Raw genomic sequence first — 20,490 nt, 5'->3', positions numbered from 1 at the left:
AACATGATCTAACACAGATTGCAGAATAATTTTTGCACTTTTAAGCCCCGCGTGGATTCACCCGCGGGGCTTTTTTTATTACACTGACTGAAACGATTTTGCCCCTGAGCTACGGCTTACAAGCGTTTCAGCATTATTTAACCCTGATGAAACACATTGGTAATCCTGCGGCCCGGACAGATAAATTTTAGGAGCCTCTATGAATCCGAATTTGTTACGCGTAACACAACGTATTATCGAACGTTCTCACAAGACACGTTCTGCCTACCTTGCCCGTATTGAGCAAGCGAAAACGTCGACGGTTCACCGCTCCCAGCTGGCGTGCGGAAACCTGGCGCACGGATTTGCGGCGTGCCAACCCGACGATAAAGCGTCGCTGAAAAGCATGTTGCGTAACAATATCGCGATCATTACCTCCTATAACGACATGCTTTCTGCGCATCAGCCTTATGAGCATTACCCTGAGATTATCCGCAAAGCGCTGCACAAGGCGAATGCGATTGGTCAGGTGGCGGGCGGCGTGCCTGCGATGTGCGATGGTGTGACCCAGGGCCAGGATGGAATGGAATTATCACTCCTGAGTCGCGAAGTCATTGCCATGTCGGCGGCGGTCGGGCTGTCGCACAACATGTTCGATGGGGCGTTATTCCTCGGCGTGTGTGACAAAATCGTCCCGGGGCTGGCGATGGCGGCGCTCTCGTTTGGTCATCTGCCGTCTATTTTCGTGCCGTCTGGCCCGATGGCCAGCGGCCTGCCAAATAAAGAAAAAGTTCGTATTCGCCAGCTTTATGCCGAAGGTAAGGTTGACCGTATGGCGCTGCTGGAATCCGAAGCCGCCTCTTACCATGCGCCAGGCACCTGTACGTTTTACGGTACCGCCAACACCAACCAAATGGTGGTGGAGTTTATGGGGATGCAATTACCGGGCTCCTCCTTTGTGCATCCCGATGCGCCGCTACGTGAAGCACTGACCGCGGCGGCAGCCCGTCAGGTGACGCGTTTGACCGGCAACGGCAACGAATGGATGCCTGTCGGTAAAATGATTGACGAAAAAGTGGTGGTGAACGGTATTGTCGCGCTGCTCGCGACGGGCGGCTCAACCAACCACACCATGCACCTGGTGGCAATGGCGCGCGCCGCCGGTATTGTGATCAACTGGGATGACTTCTCCGACCTTTCAGATGTCGTCCCGCTGATGGCTCGCCTCTACCCGAATGGCCCGGCGGACATTAACCACTTCCAGGCGGCGGGCGGGGTGCCTGTACTGATGCGTGAACTGCTGAACGCGGGCCTGCTGCATGAAGACGTCAACACCGTGGCGGGCTTTGGCTTGTCTCGTTATACCCTGGAACCGTGGCTGAACAATGGCGAGCTGGACTGGCGTGAAGGGGTTGCGAAGTCTCTTGATAGCAATGTTATTGCCACCTTTGATAAGCCGTTCTCGCACCACGGCGGGACGAAAGTGCTGAGCGGCAACCTGGGACGTGCAGTGATGAAAACCTCTGCGGTACCGGTTGAAAACCAGATCATTGAAGCACCAGCCATTGTCTTTGAGAGCCAGCACGACGTATTACCGGCATTTGAGGCCGGGTTGTTGGACCGTGATTGCGTGGTAGTCGTACGCCATCAGGGACCAAAAGCGAACGGAATGCCAGAATTGCACAAACTCATGCCGCCACTTGGTGTATTATTGGACCGTTGTTTCAAAATTGCGTTAGTTACCGATGGACGGCTTTCCGGTGCTTCAGGTAAAGTGCCTTCAGCAATCCATGTCACGCCGGAAGCTTACGATGGTGGGTTACTGGCGAAAGTGCGCGATGGCGACATCATTCGTGTGAACGGACAGACAGGTGAACTGACTCTGCTGGTCGATGAAGCGGAACTTGCCGCTCGCCAGCCTCACATCCCGGATCTGAGCTCATCAAGAGTAGGGACAGGACGTGAGATGTTCAGCGCGTTGCGCGAAAAACTCTCCGGTGCGGAGCAGGGCGCAACCTGTATCACTTTTTAAAACGAAAATTTTGTAATCAGGCGAGAGAAAAACTCTGATGAAAAACTGGAAAACAAGTGCGGAAGCAATCCTGACCACGGGCCCGGTAGTTCCGGTGATTGTGGTGAATAAACTGGAACACGCGGTGCCGATGGCAAAAGCGCTGGTTGCAGGTGGTGTGCGCGTTCTGGAAGTGACCTTACGTACCGCATGTGCGATGGATGCTATCCGCGCGATTGCCAAAGAAGTGCCAGACGCGATTATCGGTGCGGGTACCGTACTGAACCCGCAGCAGCTGGCAGAAGTCACTGAAGCTGGCGCGCAGTTCGCTATTAGCCCGGGTCTGACCGAGCCTCTGTTGAAAGCGGCAACCGAAGGGACGATCCCGTTGATTCCGGGTATCAGCACCGTTTCTGAACTGATGCTGGGTATGGACTACGGTCTGAAAGAGTTCAAATTCTTCCCGGCGGAAGCCAACGGCGGCACCAAAGCGCTGCAGGCGATTGCGGGTCCGTTCTCTCAGGTGCGTTTCTGCCCGACTGGCGGTATCTCTCCGGCTAACTACCGTGATTATCTGGCGCTGAAAAGCGTGCTGTGTATCGGTGGTTCCTGGCTGGTTCCGGCCGATGCGCTGGAAGCGGGTGATTACGACCGCATTACTCAACTGGCTCGCGAAGCGGTAGAAGGCGCGAAACAGTAAGTGAATATAAAGCCCGGTACACCACCGGGCTTTGCCAGAACGGGCCATTTGGCCCGTTTTTTTATGCGTTGACTTTTATCTGAGCGGCGGCATCTTTCGCACGTGCGATGGCCTCTTCTACGCTCACGCCGGTTGCCAGCGCGACGCCCAGGCGACGGGTGCCGTCGATCTCTGGTTTCCCAAAGAATCGTACCTGCAGACCGGCGCCAACCGCCGCCTGCACATTCTCAAACGTCACATTCTGGCTGGTGAGCTGCGGCAGGATCACGGCCGAGGCGGCAGGGCCATACTGACGAATCGCGCCAACGGGCAGGCCGAGGAAGGCGCGCACGTGCAAAGCAAATTCCGACAGATCCTGAGAGATCATCGTGACCATCCCGGTGTCGTGTGGACGGGGAGACACCTCGCTGAAGATAACCTCGTCGCCGCAAACAAACAGTTCGACACCAAATAAGCCGTGGCCACCTAACGCCAGCACCACTTTACGGGCAATTTCCTGCGCTCGCTCAAGGGCCAGCGGCGTCATTTGCTGCGGCTGCCAGGATTCGCGGTAATCGCCATCTTCCTGACGGTGGCCGACGGGGGCGCAAAAATGGACGCCATCAACGGCGCTGACGGTCAGCAGCGTAATTTCAAAATCGAAATTCACCACCCCTTCGACGATCACCCGGCCCGCACCGGCGCGACCGCCTTGTTGCGCGTAGTCCCACGCCTGCGCCAGTTGCCCGGCAGAGCGAATAAAACTTTGCCCTTTTCCCGAAGAGCTCATCACTGGCTTAACGATACAGGGAATACCAATCTCTGCTACGGCTTCACGGAAGCTCGCTTCACTGTCTGCAAAGCGGAAAGAGGAGGTTGGCAACGCCAGTTCTTCCGCAGCCAGCCGACGGATCCCCTCACGGTTCATTGTCAGTTGGGTCGCGCGGGCACAGGGGACGACATTCAGCCCTTCCTGCTCCAGTTTCACCAGCATATCGGTGGCGATCGCTTCAATTTCCGGCACGATATAATGCGGTTTTTCCAGTTCAACCACGCGACGTAACGCGTCGCCATCCAGCATATTGATGACATGCGAACGGTGAGCAACGTGCATCGCTGGCGCGTCGGGGTAACGATCGACGGCGATCACTTCGACGCCCAAACGCTGGCACTCAATCGCCACTTCCTTACCCAGTTCGCCTGAACCCAATAACATCACCCGCGTCGCTGCCGGACGCAGCGCTGTGCCTAATAACGTCATAAAAATATCCCCTGATTTATCCGGGCGCAGTATATACGAAAACGTTTGCGTCTGTCTTTATTGCCAGGTTGATTTCAATGCCGAAAAGTAATATACTGTACAAAAATACAGGTATATTGAGAGGCTGCAAAATGGCGGTTGAAGTTAAATACGTAGTCATTCGGGAAGGTGAGGAGAAGATGTCTTTTACCAGCAAAAAGGAAGCCGATGCATACGACAAAATGCTCGATACAGCAGATTTGCTCGACACGTGGCTTGAGCAGTCTCCGGTCGCACTGGAGGACGAACAACGCGAAGCGCTGTCTCTCTGGCTGGCTGAACAGAAGGATGTGCTGAGTACGATCCTGAAAACCGGCAAATTGCCTTCTCCGCAGGCCGTCGACACCACGGCGTCCGCAGAGGACGATACCCAGGCCGCCTGAATCTGACTTGCGCTCCTGACGTTTTGTACCATGCTTTTCCTGAATCATTGTGCTAAGGAGAAAAGTATGAATAAGAGAGGAGCGCTGTTGAGCCTGCTATTGTTATCCGCCAGCGTATCGGCCTTCGCCGCCAATAATCCCGACAGCAAATCGGTGACGTTTCCAAAGTGTGAAGGTCTGGATGCTGAAGGTATTGCCGCGAGCGTAAAGCGTGATTATCAGCAAAACCGCATTGTGCGCTGGGCTGATGATCAAAAAACGCTGGGGCAAATCGATCCGGTGGTATGGGTAAATGCGCAGGACATTGTGGGCAAAGAGGGTAAATGGTCAGTGCCGCTGACCGCGCGCGGTAAAAGCGCCGATCTCCACTATCAGGTGAGCGTCGATTGCGTCGCAGGAAAGGCGGAGTACCAATTGCGCTAACCACCGAATTTGCGCATCTTTTGCGGATATAGACACTTCCTGACATCCCCTCGGGTACGCTTTGACGACAAATCGTCTGTACTTGAGGGGGCTACATGGCTAACTGGTTGAACCAATTACAATCTCTTCTCGGGCAAAAAGGGTCTTCTTCATCGTCTTCTGGTGATCAGGGTCTCAGTAAACTGCTGGTTCCTGGCGCGTTAGGCGGCCTGGCGGGTTTACTGGTCGCCAATAAATCGTCTCGTAAGCTACTGACCAAATACGGCACCAGCGCGTTGCTGGTGGGCGGCGGCGCCGTCGCCGGTACGGTGCTATGGAACAAATACAAAGATAAAGTCCGTACGGCGCATCAGGATGAACCGCAGTTTGGCACACATAGCACACCGCTTGATGTGCGTACCGAGCGACTGATTCTGGCGCTGGTCTTTGCGGCAAAAAGCGATGGGCATATTGATGCGAAAGAGCGCGCGGCCATTGAACAACAACTGCGTGAAGCCGGTGTGGAAGAGCAGGGGCGGAAACTCATTGAACACGCCATTGAACAACCGCTCGACCCGCAGCGACTGGCGCAGGGGATCCGTAATGAAGAAGAGGCGCTGGAAATTTACTTCCTGAGCTGTGCGGCAATCGATATTGACCACTTTATGGAGCGCAGCTACCTCAACGCGCTGGGTGATGCCCTGAAGATCCCGCAGGACGTCCGGGAAGATATTGAGCGGGATCTGCAACAACAAAAACAGGCGTTGCCGGGTTAATCCACTTTGCGAAGTCGCATGTTTCGCTTGCATTGCGCGTAACTTTTGCCACACCTTATAGAGTGTATATTGCAAAAGAACAATGACATGCTACCAAAAGCGCACAAAATTCCTCACGCCATGACCGTGCATGGCGACACCCGTATCGACAACTACTACTGGCTGCGCGACGACTCCCGTGCGCAGCCTGATGTGCTGGATTATCTGCATCAGGAAAATGCCTACGGGCACAAGGTCATGGCTTCTCAGCAAGCGCTCCAGGAGCGTGTGCTGAAAGAAATTATCGACAGGATCCCCCCTCAGGATGTCTCTGCGCCTTACATAAAGAATGGCTACCGCTACCGGCATCTCTATGAGCCAGGGGGTGAATACGCCATTTACCAGCGACAATCGGCGTTCACTGAAGAGTGGGATGAATGGGAGACGTTGCTGGACGGCAACCAGCGCGCGGCACACAGCGAGTTTTATACGCTGGGCGGGCTCGCGATTTCCCCCGACAACAGCCTTATGGCGCTGGCAGAGGATTATCTCTCCCGCCGCCAGTATGGGATCCGCTTTCGCAACCTGGAAACCGGCAACTGGTATCCGGAGCTGTTGGATAATGTTGAGCCGGAACTGGTGTGGGCGAATGATTCACAGACCTTCTATTACGTGCGTAAACACGCCGTCACGCTGTTGCCGTACCAGGTGTGGCGTCATACGGTTGGAACGCCGACATCCAGCGATGAACTGGTCTACGAAGAAAAAGACGATATGTTTTATGTCAGTCTGCATAAAACGACGTCGCAGCATTATGTGGTGATCCAACTCGCCAGCGCGACGACCAGTGAAGTACGCCTGCTCGACGCAGAGCTTGCCGATGCTGAACCGTTCGTGTTTTTACCGCGCCGTAAGGATCATGAATATAGCCTCGATCACTACCAGCATGCGTTTTATCTGCGTTCAAACCGGCAGGGTAAAAATTTCGGTCTGTACCGCACGCGTGTCCGTGATGAAAACGCCTGGGAAGCGCTGATCCCGCCGCGAGAGGCCATCATGCTGGAAGGGTTCACGCTTTTCACCGACTGGCTGGTGGTGGAAGAACGCCAGCGCGGGTTGACCAGTCTGCGGCAAATAAACCGCAAAACAGGTGAAGTGGTGGGGATCGCTTTTGATGATCCGGCTTATGTGAGCTGGATTGCCTACAACCCGGAACCGGAAACCTCACGCCTGCGCTATGGCTACTCGTCAATGACGACACCGGATACGTTATTTGAACTGGATATGGACACTGGTGAGCGACGGGTCCTTAAACAGACCAATGTCCCAGGATTTGACGCGGCGAATTATCGCAGTGAACACGTGTGGGTAACCGCCCGTGACGGCACTGAGGTGCCAGTTTCACTGGTTTACCATCAAAAGCATTTTCGCAGACATCATAATCCGCTGCTGGTGTATGGCTATGGTTCCTACGGTGCCAGCATGGATGCCGACTTCAGCAGCAGTCGACTCAGTCTGCTGGATAGGGGCTTTGTCTACGCCATCGCGCATGTGCGCGGCGGCGGTGAACTGGGGCAACAGTGGTACGAAGATGGCAAGTTTCTGAAAAAGGAAAATACCTTCAACGACTATCTGGATGTCTGTGACGCCTTAGTCAATCTGGGGTACGGTTCGCCTTCATTGTGCTATGGAATGGGGGGAAGCGCAGGGGGAATGCTGATGGGCGCTGCGATTAATGAGCGGCCTGAACTTTTTCACGGCGTGATTGCGCAGGTTCCGTTTGTTGATGTGGTAACCACCATGCTCGACGAGTCGATCCCATTGACCACGGGAGAGTTTGAAGAGTGGGGCAACCCGCAGGATCCTGAATATTACACCTACATGAAGCGCTACAGTCCTTACGATAATGTCCGTGCGCAGGGCTACCCGCATCTTCTGGTCACCACCGGCCTGCATGATTCCCAGGTGCAGTACTGGGAGCCTGCCAAATGGGTGGCAAAACTGCGGGAACTCAAAACCGATGAGCGCCTGCTGCTGCTGTGTACGGACATGGATTCCGGGCATGGCGGCAAATCAGGGCGCTTTAAATCGTATGAAGGCGTGGCGCTGGAATTCGCTTTCCTGATTGCGCTCGCGCAGGGGACGTTGCCCGGACAGGCAGACGTTTAAGCGTTATCCAGATAGTGTTTTAGCGTTAAACGCAGTTCCGGGCTCATGCTGTCAAGATTGTTGAACAACCAACGCAGATAGCCCGGATCGCGTTCCGCCACTTCAGAAACGGCCTTCCCGCGATACTTGCCAAACGTAAAGGTGGTGAGAAGCGCAGGGCGACCGGTGATATCGGCCATCTGTTCTGCCGACCAGCCAGAGGTGTTGATGATATCGATGAGCAGAGCCGCCGTGATGTAACAGTCATACAGCGCGCGGTGATGATGAAGCCCTGGCGGTGTCTGCACACTCAGTTTGCGTGATTTATACAGCGCCATGTTGCTGTATTTAATTCCCGGCCATAACCGGCGGGAGAGTTTCATGGTGCAGATCCACTCGCCGGGCATCTCCGGCAAAACGCGACGGTCAAAACTGGCGTTGTGCGCGACATACCAGTCACTTCCGTGATAGAGCGGAATAATGTCTTCAATCCACGGTTTGTCAGCCACCATGGCCTCGGTAATGCGGTGGATCGCCATGGCCTGCGGGCTAATGGGGCGATCAGGACGCACCAGGTGGCTCATGGGATTCACAATTTTGCCGTCAACGACGTCAACTGACGCGATCTCAACAATTCCACCCTGCAGGCCACAGGTTTCTGTATCTATAATGCGCAACATGGGAGGCTCCGGACCAAAACGCTTAGCGAAGTGGAATGATATCACCTTGCCAGCCCTGTGCGGTACGCTGACCTGTCAACAATAACGAACCGCGGTCAGCACGGACGATAAGCTGACCGCTTTCGTCCCATAATGCGCTGCTTCCACGCGCATTTGCCATCAAAACGGCAATGGCGAATTGATGCGAGAAGCGCTGCAATCGGGAGGTGGAGGCCTGCAGGTTTGGCTCACTCACGCTTTGACCGGTGGTGAACAGCGAAAACGCCGGATCCATATCCATGCCTTCAGGTTGTTCGTCGACAACGCTGATGGTCTTTAGATGCCGGGCAATACAGGCGCCATGACTTTGATGAAAGGTTAACGGCGAAGAGATCCACGGACTAAACACCGCAATACCTTTAACGAAACGGGAGTGATGCTCCACCGGCAAACCTGCGATGATCGTCATGCGGTACGTAGCGGCGGCGTAAGCCAAAGGTTGTAATAACGCGCTGTCGGGCGGGGCGGGCAGTGAATCATCCTGATCGGTGCATCCCAGCAGCGACAGGGAAGGAAATACCAGCAATTCACATCGATGGCTGGCGGCTTTCTCAATAAATTTCAGATGGTGCGCAACGTGTTCCGCCAGGCTGGTGTGTAGGGGTTCATACTGTGCTGCAGCAATTTTCCAGTGTGACATAATGACTTCCTTTTCATAGTGTCTACAATCATCCTTAAATCAGGGCTTAAGAATGCTCTTATACTGTAGCAATTGTCATGTAAGGAAGTGTAACGTTATATAAGCTTTATTTAACTTTAGGCTCGTAAGGTAAACGTGAAAGCGAAACGGAGGCCAGACGGTGTGCGATCAGTCGCTCGCGAAACCATCCGCGTAAATGCTCTGGTTGCTCGCGTTCGACAACTTCAGCCACGACCGGCATGTTGTAGCGCTCTTTAAATGCCACGCCTGCAGCGGCCAGATCGACGTTGACCTTATCCATTTCTGCCTGTTCAAGTAGAGCCAGATTTGTTTTCATGCGCTTCTCCTCATCAAGTGCGCGCAAAAGTTACTAACTCCCAGGCGCAATGGCAAGCCACAATTGATGATTCTCGACTCAATCATTATAGAAGGTTATTCTCATAGGGTTATGACATAACAAAAAGGAATATTTGATATGGTTTTTGCTGCCCCATCGCTGCGTTATGCATTCATCTTTCTTGTCTCAACGCTGGTCGCTCCTGCCGCCTGGGCTCATGCGCATTTAACACACCAATATCCTGCCGCGAATGCAGCGGTTGAAGCCGCTTTACAGGCCATCACGCTGAATTTCTCTGAGGGTATTGAACCGGGGTTCAGCGGGGTGACGCTCACGGGAGCAAAACAGGAAATCATTAAAACGCAAAAAGCGAAGCGCAACGAACAGGATGAAAAACAACTGATTGTCCCGCTTGACCAGCCTCTGAACCCAGGAACTTATACGGTGGAGTGGCATGTCGTCTCGGTAGACGGGCATAAAACCAAAGGGCAATACACCTTTAGCGTGAAGTAACTATGCTGACGTTCATCTGGATAGCGCTCAGATTTATCCATTTTACCGCTCTGATGCTGGTGTTCGGCTGTGCTTTGTATAGCGCATGGCTGGCGCCGTTCTCGATTCGCCGATTGATGGCTCGCCGTTTCCTGCGCCTGCAACAACATGCCGCGACGTGGAGTTTTATCAGCGCTGCGCTGATGTTTATGGTTCAGGGCGGATTAATGGGTTCCGGCTGGCCGGATGTCTTTTCCGTCCCTGTGTGGGGCGCCGTCCTGCAAACGCAATTTGGCGGCGTCTGGCTATGGCAGATTGTCCTGGCCTTTGTCACGCTGGGTGTGGTTCTGATTGTGCCGCGTAATTTGCCGCGTTTGCTGCTTATCCTCACGTTGGGCCAACTGCTATTTCTCGCGGGCGTGGGGCATGCCGCCGTACATCACGGCGTGCTGGGCGGGCTGGTCAAAACAAACTACGCCCTGCACCTGATCTGCGCGGCGGCCTGGTTTGGCGGGCTGCTGCCCGTAATCTACTGTATGCGCATCGCAAGAGGCCGTTGGCGCGAACAGGCCATTGACACCATGATGCGTTTTTCCCGTTATGGTCACGCGTTTGTGGCTGGCGTGCTACTGACAGGTATCTTTAATATCCTGTTTATTAACGGATTTACTGCGCCATGGCATACCGCGTACGGGCAGTTACTGGTGCTAAAAATTGCGTTGGTACTGCTAATGGTGGCAATTGCGCTGACGAATCGGTATGTTCTCGTACCACGGATGCGCGAAGAAAATCACCGCGCGAATCTCTGGTTTATCTGGATGACTCAAATTGAATGGGGAATTGGGGGCGTCGTGTTGGCCATTGTCAGCCTGTTTGCGACCCTGGAACCGTTCTGATGGACAGGCAAAACGTATGAAAAAAATGATTCTTTCTCTTCTACTACTGGCAAGTTCCACAGCAGCAATGGCAGCACCCCAGGTGATCACCGTAAGCCGCTTTGAAGTCGGTAAAGACAAGTGGTCCTTTAACCGTGAAGAAGTGATGCTGACGTGTCGGGCGGGGAATGCCTTGTATGTGATCAACCCCAGTACGCTGGTGCAATACCCGCTCAATGATATCGCGCAGCAGCAGGTAAGCAGCGGGAAAACCAATGCTCAGCCTCTTACCATTATTCAGATTGACGATCCTGCGAAGCCAGGGGAAAAAATGAGCCTGGCGCCGTTTATTGAAAGAGCAGAAAAACTCTGTTAATTGTCAGAAATATCTTTCTGATTTCCAATAAAAAACCGCAAGTTTCTCGCAGAAGAACTTGCGGTTTTTACGTTGTAGCGGGTGACAAGCATCCTTTTTTTCCAGCCACTTTAGCCACGGACTGGAAAACCTGGCGTCGTCATCTATTCTTAAAGGGCAGGGCGACTTAGCCTGCATTAATGCCAACTTTTAGCGCACGGCTCTCTCCCAAGAGCCATTTCCCTGGACCGAATACAGGAATCGTATTCGGTCTCTTTTTATCTGGCTTTAATTTCAGGCGCTTAAGACATCATGTCCGAAAAACCCCGAAATTATCCCGAATTTCAATATCCGGTCTTTTTCCGTTATACCACCCGACATTAACATTAACAATTCATTTACGCCGAAAAAAAACGAGCATCACATACTCTTTTTTTCTGGTATTAGGGTTCTTCTCTGTCATTTTCCCGGCTTATGCTCCAGCGGTTTTTGTGTAAAATCCTTCCCGAATTCTTTTTCGTACATGCGCTCGGTCAGTCATGGTATGAGACGTGTTGAAACTGGCCGCAACAAAAATGCCTGATGGGCCAGATCTTATGGATTAACGCATCAATAACTGACGAATAAAGCCCACATGCAGTTTTACACCCACCTGCAAGGCGGCCTCATCCAGTTTAAAGTAGGGGTTGTGCAGGCCATGGGTGGCACCGATAGCTTCATTGCCGCAGCCGATAAACAGAAAACAACCAGGCCGTTTCGCCTGATATGACGAGAAATCCTCCCCGCCAAACAGTGGAGTATCAACCTCCTCCAGAGCATCTGGCCCCAACGCGTCAGCCACCACCTGGCGGGCGATAGCACACGCATCCGGATGGTTATCGCCGCTGGAAAAACCCCGTGTCCAGCTAATTTTGTGGCTTGCTCCATGCGCCTGGCAGATACCTGCGACGGTCTGTTCCACCAGTTGTGGTACTTTCTCACGAACTTCACGGTTATGCGTACGCAGTGTCCCCGCCAGACGCGCACTATCAGGGATCACATTATAACTGGCTCCGGCCTGGAAAGTGGTGATGCTCAATACTGGAACCATGAGCGGATCGATTTTACGCGCGACAATATTCTGTAATGACGTGGCAACTTCAGCGCCAATCACAATAGGATCGATGCAGTGCTGCGGTGTCGAGCCGTGGCCGCCTTTGCCCTGAATCACGATGTCGAAGTTGTCACAGGCGGCGCTGAAAATCCCCTGCTTCATGTTGACGATCCCGGTTGGGACCGTCGGGAAAACATGCAGTCCGAAGATCATACTCACATCGTCAAGATACCCGAGATCAACCAGCTCTTGTGCGCCGCCTGGCGGCAACTCTTCCGCATGCTGGAAGATAAAACAGACAGACCCCTTTAATTGCTCCTGCATCTGACACAACACACGCGCGGCACCCAACAGCATCGCGGTGTGGGCATCATGACCACAGGCGTGCATCACCCCAGGATTCGTCGAGCATAATGGCTCGTCATTTTTTTCCTGCAATGGCAGGGCATCGATATCTGCACGCAATGCATAGCATGGGCCTGCAGCAACACCTTGCAGATACGCGACCACGCTCGTTGCTGTCGGACGGCTGATTTTAAGCCCGCCAAAGCGTGTCAGCTGCTCCACGATATAGTCGGCCGTTTTATGCTCCTGAAACGACAGCTCCGGGTTGGCGTGGAGATGACGACGCCATGTCAGGACGTCCTGTTCCACGTCAGCGATGAGTTGTTCAGCATTCATTTTCAGATTCCTTCAGGTGAGAGTTGGTGACGTGATTTGCCCGCCAGCGGTAAAACAATTAACCCGGAAACCACCATAGCCATGGCTAAAAAAATAAAGGTCGTCGTGTAATTACCGCTGATGGTGACTAAATAGCCGATAGCAATCGGTGCGATAAAGCCCCCGAGTGTTCCCCCAGTGTTAATCATGCCCATACCAGCGCCTATGACTTCGGTCTGCAGGCGTTTCATTGGCAGCGTGAAGACGGTGACAAATGAACCCATCAGGAAGATATAACCAATAAACAGGAACACACTGGAAACCAGAGCCGTTTGACTGATAAATACTAACCAGATGCACAATGCGCTGAGTAGCGAACTGCAACAGACAAACAGGGGTTCACGTCCTTGCAGGTAGCGCCCGACCAGCCAGCCACTACCGAGTGAGGAAATCCAGATCCCAAGGCCACCTGCTGCAACGACCAGGCTGGAGGTACCTATTGGCATCCCCCGTTGCTGAACGAGGAATTTCGGTAACCAGGCCAACAGGCCATAAGCAGGGATGTTGATACAAAAAATCGAGATAAACAGCAGGATAACGATGGGGTTTTTCAATAAGCCTTTGTAACTCACCGCCGCTGCCGCGGATTTTTCATCTGCTGTTTTAGGCGGATTTGGCACCAGCAACAAGACGGCTATCATGATGGCGAAGGCGACCAAACCGAGCCCGGAAAATGAGCCACGCCAGCCAAGATGCGCCAGTACATAGACGGCGATCAGCGGCCCGACGGTCATCGCCAGCCCGGCAGAAGAGAGCAGAATCGATTGGGTAAACGTGCGCTGTTCAAGAGGAAAATTAGCGACGACAGCTTTGGCACACGCCGTTGGATAACCTGAGTGCTCCATACCGGAAAGGAAACGAAAAGTGACCAGCAGACCCAAACTGAAGCCCAGCAAGCCAAAGCACAGAGCAAATCCGCCCAACAATAACAAAGAACAGCAGAGGACTTTCTTAAAACCGATACGATCGTTTAGCCAACCTGCGGGAACCTGAAACAACGAATAGGCGAGGAAAAACATCCCGGTGATATAACCGAGTTGCTCAGGCAGTAAATGAAACTCTTTTTCTATGGGTAGCAGCGCAAAGCCGATAATAGTTTTATCGAGATAAACCACGGCATAACCCATAAACAGCAAAAAAACCATCAACGAACGATTTTTCATCGGATGTATTCCTTTTAATTATCACCCGGAAAACCAACGAATAGGGTGGCGTCTGTTTTTGCGTGACTTACGTCACTTTATGATGTTGATAACACGTGCTTGCGCCATCGAAATTATCGACTTTATTGAAGGGGCATAAGATACTAATTTTTAATCGGTGATGTTTTTTTCTGATAGGGCTCAGAATGCGCTACTTACCAAAGATTCAGCAGTTGAAAGTCTTTCAGCAGGTGATTCGTAGCGGCAGCATTCGAGGGGCTGCGCGGGCGCTTGGGCAATCGCAACCGGCAGTGAGTCGTACTATTCGGGAACTGGAACAGGTACTGCAAACCCAGTTGATCATTCGCAGCACTCATGGAATGACACTCACCGAAACGGGACTGGCCTTTTCGCGCCGTATGCAGCTGATTCTTGAAGAACTCCAGCGCGCCGCTCATGAAATTCAACAACTCGATCAGCTTAAGCAAGGCAGTGTGGCGATTGGTTGCTCCTCATTACTTTCCCTCACTGTGTTACCGGCGCTGGTGGATGCGTTTCGCCAATCCTTTTCACAATCCAATGTATTCATTCATGAAGCACAACTTTCTACGCTGTTGCCCGCGTTGCGGGAGGGGCGACTGGACTTTGCCGTCGGTACCGTCAGCCCGGAATTACCGCTCGATGATTTGATCTGTGAGCCACTGTTTAGCGCCGAATTTTGCATTATCTCTCACAAAGATAATCCGCTGTCCCGGTCTTCTACATTCGGTGAGTTGACAGAGGCGAAATGGATATTGCCAAAAACGGATATGGGGTATTACCAACAGGTACAGATGGAATGGAGTGAGCTTTATCAGCATCTGATCACGCCAGCAGTACATACTGACTCATTTATTAGCGGTATGAATATGGTACTGGAGACGGGGTATCTGGTGGTGGTTGCCAGAGCGATGGTGCGTTCCATCTGGTTTCAACAACAGCTGGCAATATTGCCGATCGACAACCTGCCGCAGGCACAATATTGCGTACTCTGGTCACAAAAATCGCCCCTCACCAACACGGCTCGTCGTTTTCTCGATCTCTTGCGCGATCATTGCACTCGGTATAACTGGTTGTAGCTGCACAGTAAATCTGGTCACCTCAACAGAAGTGTATGCTTATAATCGAATTACACATCTTTGGTGTAAATGAATGACTATATCTGGCACGCTCTGGGCATGACGTCGGTTATCAGCGAAGAGCGAACAGTGCAGACAAAATTGCTGCTCGAAATGAGGATCAAGTCGATATCCATGTTACTGCGCCTAACGTTTAGCATCCGCAGTATGCGTAGCGTGCTGGCGACATACTGCTGTCAGGCGCAATACCTGGTCTCATACCGGTTTGATGTTCTGATTCATCCGGAAGAGGTTCGTCGGGTCGTACTTTTTCTTGAGCTCCACTAGTCGATTCCAGGTCGCACCGTAAGCGAAGGCGATGCGGTCAGTCTCCTCCTGGGTGAGGAAGTTGATGTATGCACCGCTGCTGGCAAACGGTTGTGATTTAGCGAAGAATTCGCGCGCCCAGGTAATGCAGAGCTCATCCTCCGTGGCTGACTCCCAGCGACCGTGCACATTCATCACGTAGTTGGCATCCCGACTTGAGTAGGCCATTGCTTCGGGCGAGACGCTGGCTGTCTGACCTCCAATTGTCCCGATGAATATCTCACACTGGGGTGACGGCAACCTGGCGGCGTATTCGATGATGGCATCAATAACACCCTCACTGAGTTGCGAGAAGTTGTGCGATTTCCAGTAGTTACGCGCCCCTTTCGACAATAGCGGGTCGAATGCCTGCTGCCAGGCGATATAAGGCTGCACTCCGATGTGCTCGCCGAGCACCGTACCAAACCCGCGTAATGGCTCAATAAGCTTCTCACCCTCTTTAGGATCGCCCACATAGCACAGCGCGAGCGCGACCATCTCTTTCCCGTGAACGTCCTTGGGCAGGAAAGGTAGCGGAGGCGCCTTGCGCGTTACCATCCAAACATTGAGCTCTTCCGGCATCGTCTCGGTGAATTGGGCGAACTGTGAGATAACGGACTTTGCCTGATCAAACGGAAACACGATGAGTCCACTCAATACATTCGGCCCGACGGGATGGAGTTGGAATTCGAAGCAAGTAACAACACCGAAGTTGCCACCTCCGCCCCGCAACCCCCAAAAGAGATCCGGGTTTTCTGATTCGCTGGCGTGCAGTTGGCTGCCATCTGCCGTAATGACCTCCGCAGAGAGCAGATTGTCTATTGTCATACCGTACTTGCGACTCAGCCAGCCGAACCCGCCGCCGAGCGTCAGGCCGGCCACACCGGTGGTCGAGTTGATGCCCAGTGGCGTGGCAAGGCCATGTGCCTGCACCACCTTATCAAAGTCGCCAAGGGTGCAGCCAGGTTCAACGCTAGCCCTGTTGGTTGCCAGGTCCACTTGCACTTTCTTCATCAGCGAGAGGTCGATCATTAGGCCGTCGTCGCACACGGCATTGCCCGCGATATTGTGTCCACCTCCTCGGATCGAAATGAGGAGATTCTGCGTTCGTCCAAATTCGATAGCCTGGACGACATCCTCAGGCGACGTGCAGCGGGCGATCAGCGCGGGTTTGCGGTCGATCATGGCGTTCCAGATCTGGCGCACCTCGTCGTAGCCTGCATCGTCAGGAAGAATCACCTCCCCCTGGAAGTGAGTTTTGAACTCGTCGATATTTAGCTTTAGTAACTCCTTCATGATTGTCTCCTACCTTTGAGTATCCCTACTAATTATGGCGGATTTCACAAACCCTGATGGTTTGAGGGGTATTTAATGAGGAGTTTGTGGACTGTGGTCGTAAACAGAATCAGCACCGGAGCACTCATCTGTCTGAGGCCGCTCTGCATGAAGAAATCAGAGGTGTGTTCGGCTATGGGATACAACACATAAACGAAGGTTTGCTGACATGGGTTCTGAACAAGGTACGCCACTTAATGAATATGTTAAATCCATTGGCTGGCGGAAAACACAGGTAGACAAAAGCTCAGCGATTTGAAGATCAGCTATTTAATTAGCTCATCGCTTTCCAGTAACTGATGATACAAATTCATAGTCAATCTCGAGATTAGCTATGTCTGTTTAGAGCGAGGAGCAGACGAATGCTTTAAAGAATGCTGAACTCTTTAAAAGTAAATCGTTTTTTGGCAGGACACCGCGAGCAGAGCAACTATTACTTTTCGGGAAAAGGTGAGTTGTGGATCAGGAAATGCTCAATCGAGTCGATTAAACCGGGAGCTAAGGGGAGCGCGGGTTCGGCGTATGACGCGATATTCGCCTTGCGATCGTCCGAAGCCACCTCTTTCATAACATGGTTCATATTGGGCAGTATAACCAGGGACGCTTGAGGATTCGCGGCCTTAAGCAGTCTTGCATCCGTTTCTTCCACCTGGAGATCGCGTTGCCCTTGTAGCACTATCACGGGTTTGGAAATACTCGAAATGAGATGACCCGGATTATATGAAAACGCATTGATCAAAAACCCCTGAACCGCAGGATTAAAGATACTTTGCAGTGCTGGGTGCATATTCGTAATATCGACTCGCCGCCGATGCTCCAGGGCATCAATTATCGGCAGTGCCTGCTTTAATAGCATTTCGTTTTCCGGATTAGCGTTAAGTTGCCCCCTCAACACCTCTCCCATCGGCCTCCCGGGCGTTGCGATAAGAACCACGCCGCACACATCCTCTTCTTGAGCCGAGGCAAGTGCGACAACGCCCCCTTCGCTGTGTCCTAAAACCCAAATACAGGGAGTGTGCATGTGACGTCTAAGCACGTCTACCCAGGATCGAACGTCGTCAACATAGTCAGCAATCGTCACCGCATTGGCATCCTCTACGGCCATTGCGCTAGCGAACATTCCACGTTTGTCGATACGAAGCGTCGCAAAGCCTTTGGCAGCCAGACCTTCAGCAAGAAGTCGGTAAGGCGATGCATTCACACCAAGCGGGTTGTTTCCATCCCGATCGGTCGGCCCGGAGCCTGGAACGATAAGAACAACGGCTGTTGGTTTTGAATTCGGGGTGAGTAACGTGCCTTTCAAAGGGCCTTTTGGCCCTGCGGCATCCAGGACAGTTTCGGAAAGGGTCACCGGTACTGCCGCCAGACTCACAACTGGGCAAGCGCTCAAAAGGGCAATGGAGGCAGCAATATTCATCGGAGATGTTCCTGTAAAATTCAGCGTACCCGTCAATTTATATTATAAATATGGCCTGCTCTCCATTGATTAATACATCAGTGGCGTTAGAAAAGTCCGCTGCTGGCACGAAGCCGACAGTCAGCGTATATTTTTTCATGGTTGTCCGTGCATATCCCACTGAGCAGAACCCATGTCGTTGTAAACATTCAGGTCAGTAAATGCTGGGAATTTTGCTCGCCTGGAGGCTTCAGCTAAAGCACGGCAGTAATCCTTATCTCCACTCTTTATGATGAAATTCTGCAAGGTGCCGTCCATATTGAAATCCAGATGCACATTACATCTTTTACCATTCCAGGCGTGTGGTTTGGTAAGTGCTGCATCGAGTGCTTTTTTTATACCTGATGCTTGTTCGCCATAAATGTCTTTATCGGTGACTTTACCTGAACGCTTGTAAGAGCACGAATCAAGAGCGCTTTTCTTCTGGCAATCTTTTGGGGTAAGTGGAGTGCAGCCAGCAATGGTTGCTAGCATTACTACCAGCATCAAGAATTTGGTCATGTCTAAGTCCGTTTATTATTTTTCCAAAAAGTACCGATATACACCAATGACTGGGGGCATTATGGCATGTAAATCAGAAGAAGGATTTGTTGGCTCATAATCCCACCAATTTTAGGGGGAATGTCAGACTGGAAAATAGCAGCAAGGAGTCAGGAAGAACGCGGTAAGGTTGACGGTGTGTGGTAGACCGTATTTTGTTACATCTGTGATGCTGTGGGAGAAGCAATAGGATAATATATTCTTACCACAGTTATTTTTTGCGACGAACCCGGCGATGATCGACTTAAGGTATTATGTGAATGCTATTAAAAACAGAAAGAAAGTAAATTGCATTCAAGAGAGCAGGGAAAAAGATGATTTAGCAGAAGTTGAGACTATCTCTAAGGTATGGCTTCATGAGAGTGGTGTGATAATCAGCTACACCAATGAACTTGAAGCAATGCAAAGTTCCGCTTATGTTTGTCCTGAATGTTGGATCTGTTGGGAGGTCACAGATGCGGCTGGACAGAATATCAGACCCATGAAGAAACAATTTCATAATGTTTGCCAGGAATCATTTTGGTTAAAAATGAAATGATGGCGTGTGTATTGTTTCACTTTTCGCAAAGGCAACAATAATACTTGTCAACGCTACTGCACGTCTATTTTTATCCGGAGCGGAAAGTTTAGCCGCTGTGCTTGCCGCCACAGCGATAAATAATTAGCCCTTCAAAAAAATCATTGCAGCACAAATTGAACATTCCTTATGTTTAATACATCAGTAATATCTTAACGTTTCGCATTCAGTCTGGGGCTCATTGAAATACTGATATCAGGATGTCGGAAGATCCGGTTACTGCTACTGAGTTCTGGTACAGGACGTAATCCGACCATACTCAAACGGAGGAAATATGAGTAAGCAACATCAGGCACTCATCATTGGTGCATCTCGGGGGATCGGGCTTGGTCTGAGTCAGGAGCTGCATCACCGGGGATGGGCAGTCTCTGCAACGCGCAGGCAGTCTGTTGGCGCTGAGACATATCCAGAAATTACGTGGCTGACTCTCGATATTAATGATGTGCAGCAAAGCACTGCTTTCGGTCAGTTGCTGCAGCCAGGGCAATACGATGTCATTCTGATTAATGCTGGCGTGCAAGGGCCGCAGCATCAGTCAGCCAGTTCCGCGACGCCAGAAGAGCTCTTGTCCTTGTTTATGACCAATACGTTCTCGCCTATCAGGTTAGCAAATTTAGTACTTGATGCCGTTAAGCCGGGAACAGGGATCCTGGCCTTCACCAGTTCAATACTTGCCAGCCTGAACGAAAACACGCAGGCTGATATGCCTCTCTACTCGGCAAGTAAATCCGCCCTGAACATGCTGACACGCGCCTTGTTACCGGAGACAGATTCTCGTGGTCTGACGCTTCTGTCACTGCATCCGGGCTGGGTGCAGACTGATATGGGTGGCGCGCAGGCACCGCTTACGGTTGAAGAAAGCGTTAAGGGACTGGCTAACGTTCTGGAAAGTTATCAAGGAAAGGGTGGGCACCATTTCGTGGACTACACCTCAACGCCGCTGACCTGGTAGCCGCAATAAGACACTTTGCCCATTCAGGAGACAAAACCTGAATGGGTATCTGGACATCGTATTTTTCAGCTTAAAGCCTGGCTGAAAAGGCCTCGCAATCCGTTGATGTTTCAGCTGTAACCGCAGGCTTTAAAAAC

At 52.0% G+C, this 20,490-nt stretch carries 21 protein-coding genes; 12 read left to right on the top strand and 9 right to left on the bottom strand.

The window, feature by feature from the left end:
- Nucleotides 1-199 precede the first annotated feature (199 nt).
- Nucleotides 200-2,011 (top strand): phosphogluconate dehydratase, encoded by a 1,812-nt coding sequence (edd, locus tag AC07UY_RS08100; protein ID WP_494659946.1) that lies wholly within the window; start codon nt 200-202, stop codon nt 2,009-2,011.
- Nucleotides 2,012-2,048: 37 nt separating this feature from the next.
- On the top strand, nt 2,049-2,690 hold the full coding sequence (kdgA, locus tag AC07UY_RS08095; RefSeq protein WP_162383794.1) for a bifunctional 4-hydroxy-2-oxoglutarate aldolase/2-dehydro-3-deoxy-phosphogluconate aldolase: 642 nt from the start codon (nt 2,049-2,051) through the stop codon (nt 2,688-2,690).
- Between the two features lie 61 nt (nt 2,691-2,751).
- Here the strand turns inward: kdgA and purT are convergent, their stop codons facing one another.
- Entirely contained in the window at nt 2,752-3,930 is a 1,179-nt protein-coding gene (purT, locus tag AC07UY_RS08090) for a formate-dependent phosphoribosylglycinamide formyltransferase (protein WP_494659945.1), read from the bottom strand.
- 131 nt (nt 3,931-4,061) lie between these two features.
- Here purT and yebG point away from each other — a divergent pair, with 131 nt between their 5' ends.
- The 4 genes from yebG to ptrB all read left to right on the top strand — a co-directional run bounded on the left by yebG (nt 4,062) and on the right by ptrB (nt 7,678).
- The gene (yebG, locus tag AC07UY_RS08085) at nt 4,062-4,352 is read left to right on the top strand and encodes a DNA damage-inducible protein YebG (RefSeq protein WP_494701012.1); all 291 of its coding nucleotides are present in this window, start codon (nt 4,062-4,064) and stop codon (nt 4,350-4,352) included.
- Nucleotides 4,353-4,418: 66 nt separating this feature from the next.
- Nucleotides 4,419-4,775 carry a protein YebF gene (gene yebF, locus AC07UY_RS08080; RefSeq protein ID WP_494701011.1) on the top strand — a complete coding sequence of 119 codons (357 nt, stop codon included), beginning with the start codon at nt 4,419-4,421 and terminating at the stop codon, nt 4,773-4,775.
- Between the two features lie 95 nt (nt 4,776-4,870).
- Nucleotides 4,871-5,530: a tellurite resistance TerB family protein gene (locus AC07UY_RS08075; RefSeq protein WP_192611902.1), complete on the top strand. Its 660-nt coding sequence runs from the start codon at nt 4,871-4,873 to the stop codon at nt 5,528-5,530.
- An 87-nt stretch (nt 5,531-5,617) separates the two neighbouring features.
- Nucleotides 5,618-7,678: an oligopeptidase B gene (gene ptrB / locus AC07UY_RS08070; RefSeq protein ID WP_494701034.1), complete on the top strand. Its 2,061-nt coding sequence runs from the start codon at nt 5,618-5,620 to the stop codon at nt 7,676-7,678.
- Here the strand turns inward: ptrB and exoX are convergent.
- From exoX to AC07UY_RS08055, 3 genes are all read right to left on the bottom strand, one after another.
- A complete protein-coding gene (gene exoX, locus AC07UY_RS08065) occupies nt 7,675-8,337 on the bottom strand; it encodes an exodeoxyribonuclease X (RefSeq protein ID WP_192611904.1) in 663 nt (220 codons plus the stop codon). The two genes, ptrB and exoX, sit on opposite strands and share 4 nt — an antisense overlap.
- Nucleotides 8,338-8,359: 22 nt before the next feature.
- Entirely contained in the window at nt 8,360-9,016 is a 657-nt protein-coding gene (locus AC07UY_RS08060) for a nitrilase-related carbon-nitrogen hydrolase (RefSeq protein ID WP_494701010.1), read from the bottom strand.
- 106 nt (nt 9,017-9,122) lie between these two features.
- The gene (locus AC07UY_RS08055; RefSeq protein WP_162383786.1) at nt 9,123-9,353 is read right to left on the bottom strand and encodes a DNA polymerase III subunit theta; all 231 of its coding nucleotides are present in this window, start codon (nt 9,351-9,353) and stop codon (nt 9,123-9,125) included.
- Between the two features lie 138 nt (nt 9,354-9,491).
- Here AC07UY_RS08055 and yobA point away from each other — a divergent pair, with 138 nt between their 5' ends.
- The 3 genes from yobA to AC07UY_RS08040 are packed head-to-tail and all read left to right on the top strand — an operon-like array spanning nt 9,492 to nt 11,096.
- On the top strand, nt 9,492-9,866 hold the full coding sequence (gene yobA, locus AC07UY_RS08050; protein WP_494701009.1) for a CopC domain-containing protein YobA: 375 nt from the start codon (nt 9,492-9,494) through the stop codon (nt 9,864-9,866).
- A 2-nt stretch (nt 9,867-9,868) separates the two neighbouring features.
- Nucleotides 9,869-10,741, top strand: coding sequence for a copper homeostasis membrane protein CopD (copD, locus tag AC07UY_RS08045; RefSeq protein WP_494701008.1), 873 nt, complete (start codon nt 9,869-9,871; stop codon nt 10,739-10,741).
- Nucleotides 10,742-10,757: 16 nt separating this feature from the next.
- Nucleotides 10,758-11,096, top strand: coding sequence for a YebY family protein (locus AC07UY_RS08040; protein ID WP_494701007.1), 339 nt, complete (start codon nt 10,758-10,760; stop codon nt 11,094-11,096).
- Nucleotides 11,097-11,676: 580 nt separating this feature from the next.
- On the opposite strand, the gene AC07UY_RS08035 is transcribed toward AC07UY_RS08040, so the two are convergent.
- Together AC07UY_RS08035 and AC07UY_RS08030 are read right to left on the bottom strand one after the other, a co-directional pair.
- The gene (locus AC07UY_RS08035) at nt 11,677-12,849 is read right to left on the bottom strand and encodes an amidohydrolase (protein WP_494701006.1); all 1,173 of its coding nucleotides are present in this window, start codon (nt 12,847-12,849) and stop codon (nt 11,677-11,679) included.
- A gap of 2 nt (nt 12,850-12,851) precedes the next feature.
- The gene (locus AC07UY_RS08030; protein ID WP_494701005.1) at nt 12,852-14,051 is read right to left on the bottom strand and encodes an MFS transporter; all 1,200 of its coding nucleotides are present in this window, start codon (nt 14,049-14,051) and stop codon (nt 12,852-12,854) included.
- A gap of 185 nt (nt 14,052-14,236) precedes the next feature.
- Between AC07UY_RS08030 and AC07UY_RS08025 the strand changes: the two genes are divergently transcribed.
- Complete coding sequence (locus AC07UY_RS08025) at nt 14,237-15,148, top strand: LysR substrate-binding domain-containing protein (protein WP_494701004.1); 912 nt, start codon at nt 14,237-14,239, stop codon at nt 15,146-15,148.
- Nucleotides 15,149-15,403: 255 nt separating this feature from the next.
- Here the strand turns inward: AC07UY_RS08025 and AC07UY_RS08020 are convergent, their stop codons facing one another.
- From AC07UY_RS08020 to AC07UY_RS08010, 3 genes are all read right to left on the bottom strand, one after another.
- The gene (locus AC07UY_RS08020) at nt 15,404-16,789 is read right to left on the bottom strand and encodes an FAD-binding oxidoreductase (RefSeq protein WP_494701003.1); all 1,386 of its coding nucleotides are present in this window, start codon (nt 16,787-16,789) and stop codon (nt 15,404-15,406) included.
- Nucleotides 16,790-17,261: 472 nt separating this feature from the next.
- The gene (locus tag AC07UY_RS08015) at nt 17,262-18,245 is read right to left on the bottom strand and encodes an alpha/beta hydrolase (protein WP_494659933.1); all 984 of its coding nucleotides are present in this window, start codon (nt 18,243-18,245) and stop codon (nt 17,262-17,264) included.
- 135 nt (nt 18,246-18,380) lie between these two features.
- On the bottom strand, nt 18,381-18,785 hold the full coding sequence (locus AC07UY_RS08010; RefSeq protein ID WP_494659932.1) for a cell envelope integrity TolA C-terminal domain-containing protein: 405 nt from the start codon (nt 18,783-18,785) through the stop codon (nt 18,381-18,383).
- A 295-nt stretch (nt 18,786-19,080) separates the two neighbouring features.
- Here AC07UY_RS08010 and AC07UY_RS08005 point away from each other — a divergent pair, with 295 nt between their 5' ends.
- Nucleotides 19,081-19,362 (top strand): hypothetical protein, encoded by a 282-nt coding sequence (locus AC07UY_RS08005; protein WP_494659931.1) that lies wholly within the window; start codon nt 19,081-19,083, stop codon nt 19,360-19,362.
- A 313-nt stretch (nt 19,363-19,675) separates the two neighbouring features.
- The gene (locus AC07UY_RS08000; RefSeq protein ID WP_494659930.1) at nt 19,676-20,353 is read left to right on the top strand and encodes an SDR family oxidoreductase; all 678 of its coding nucleotides are present in this window, start codon (nt 19,676-19,678) and stop codon (nt 20,351-20,353) included.
- The last annotated feature ends 137 nt before the right edge of the window (nt 20,354-20,490 follow it).

This window comes from Citrobacter sp. GW821-FHT02E08, from assembly GCF_059421685.1.
This window is presented reverse-complemented; position numbering and strand designations above follow the sequence as displayed.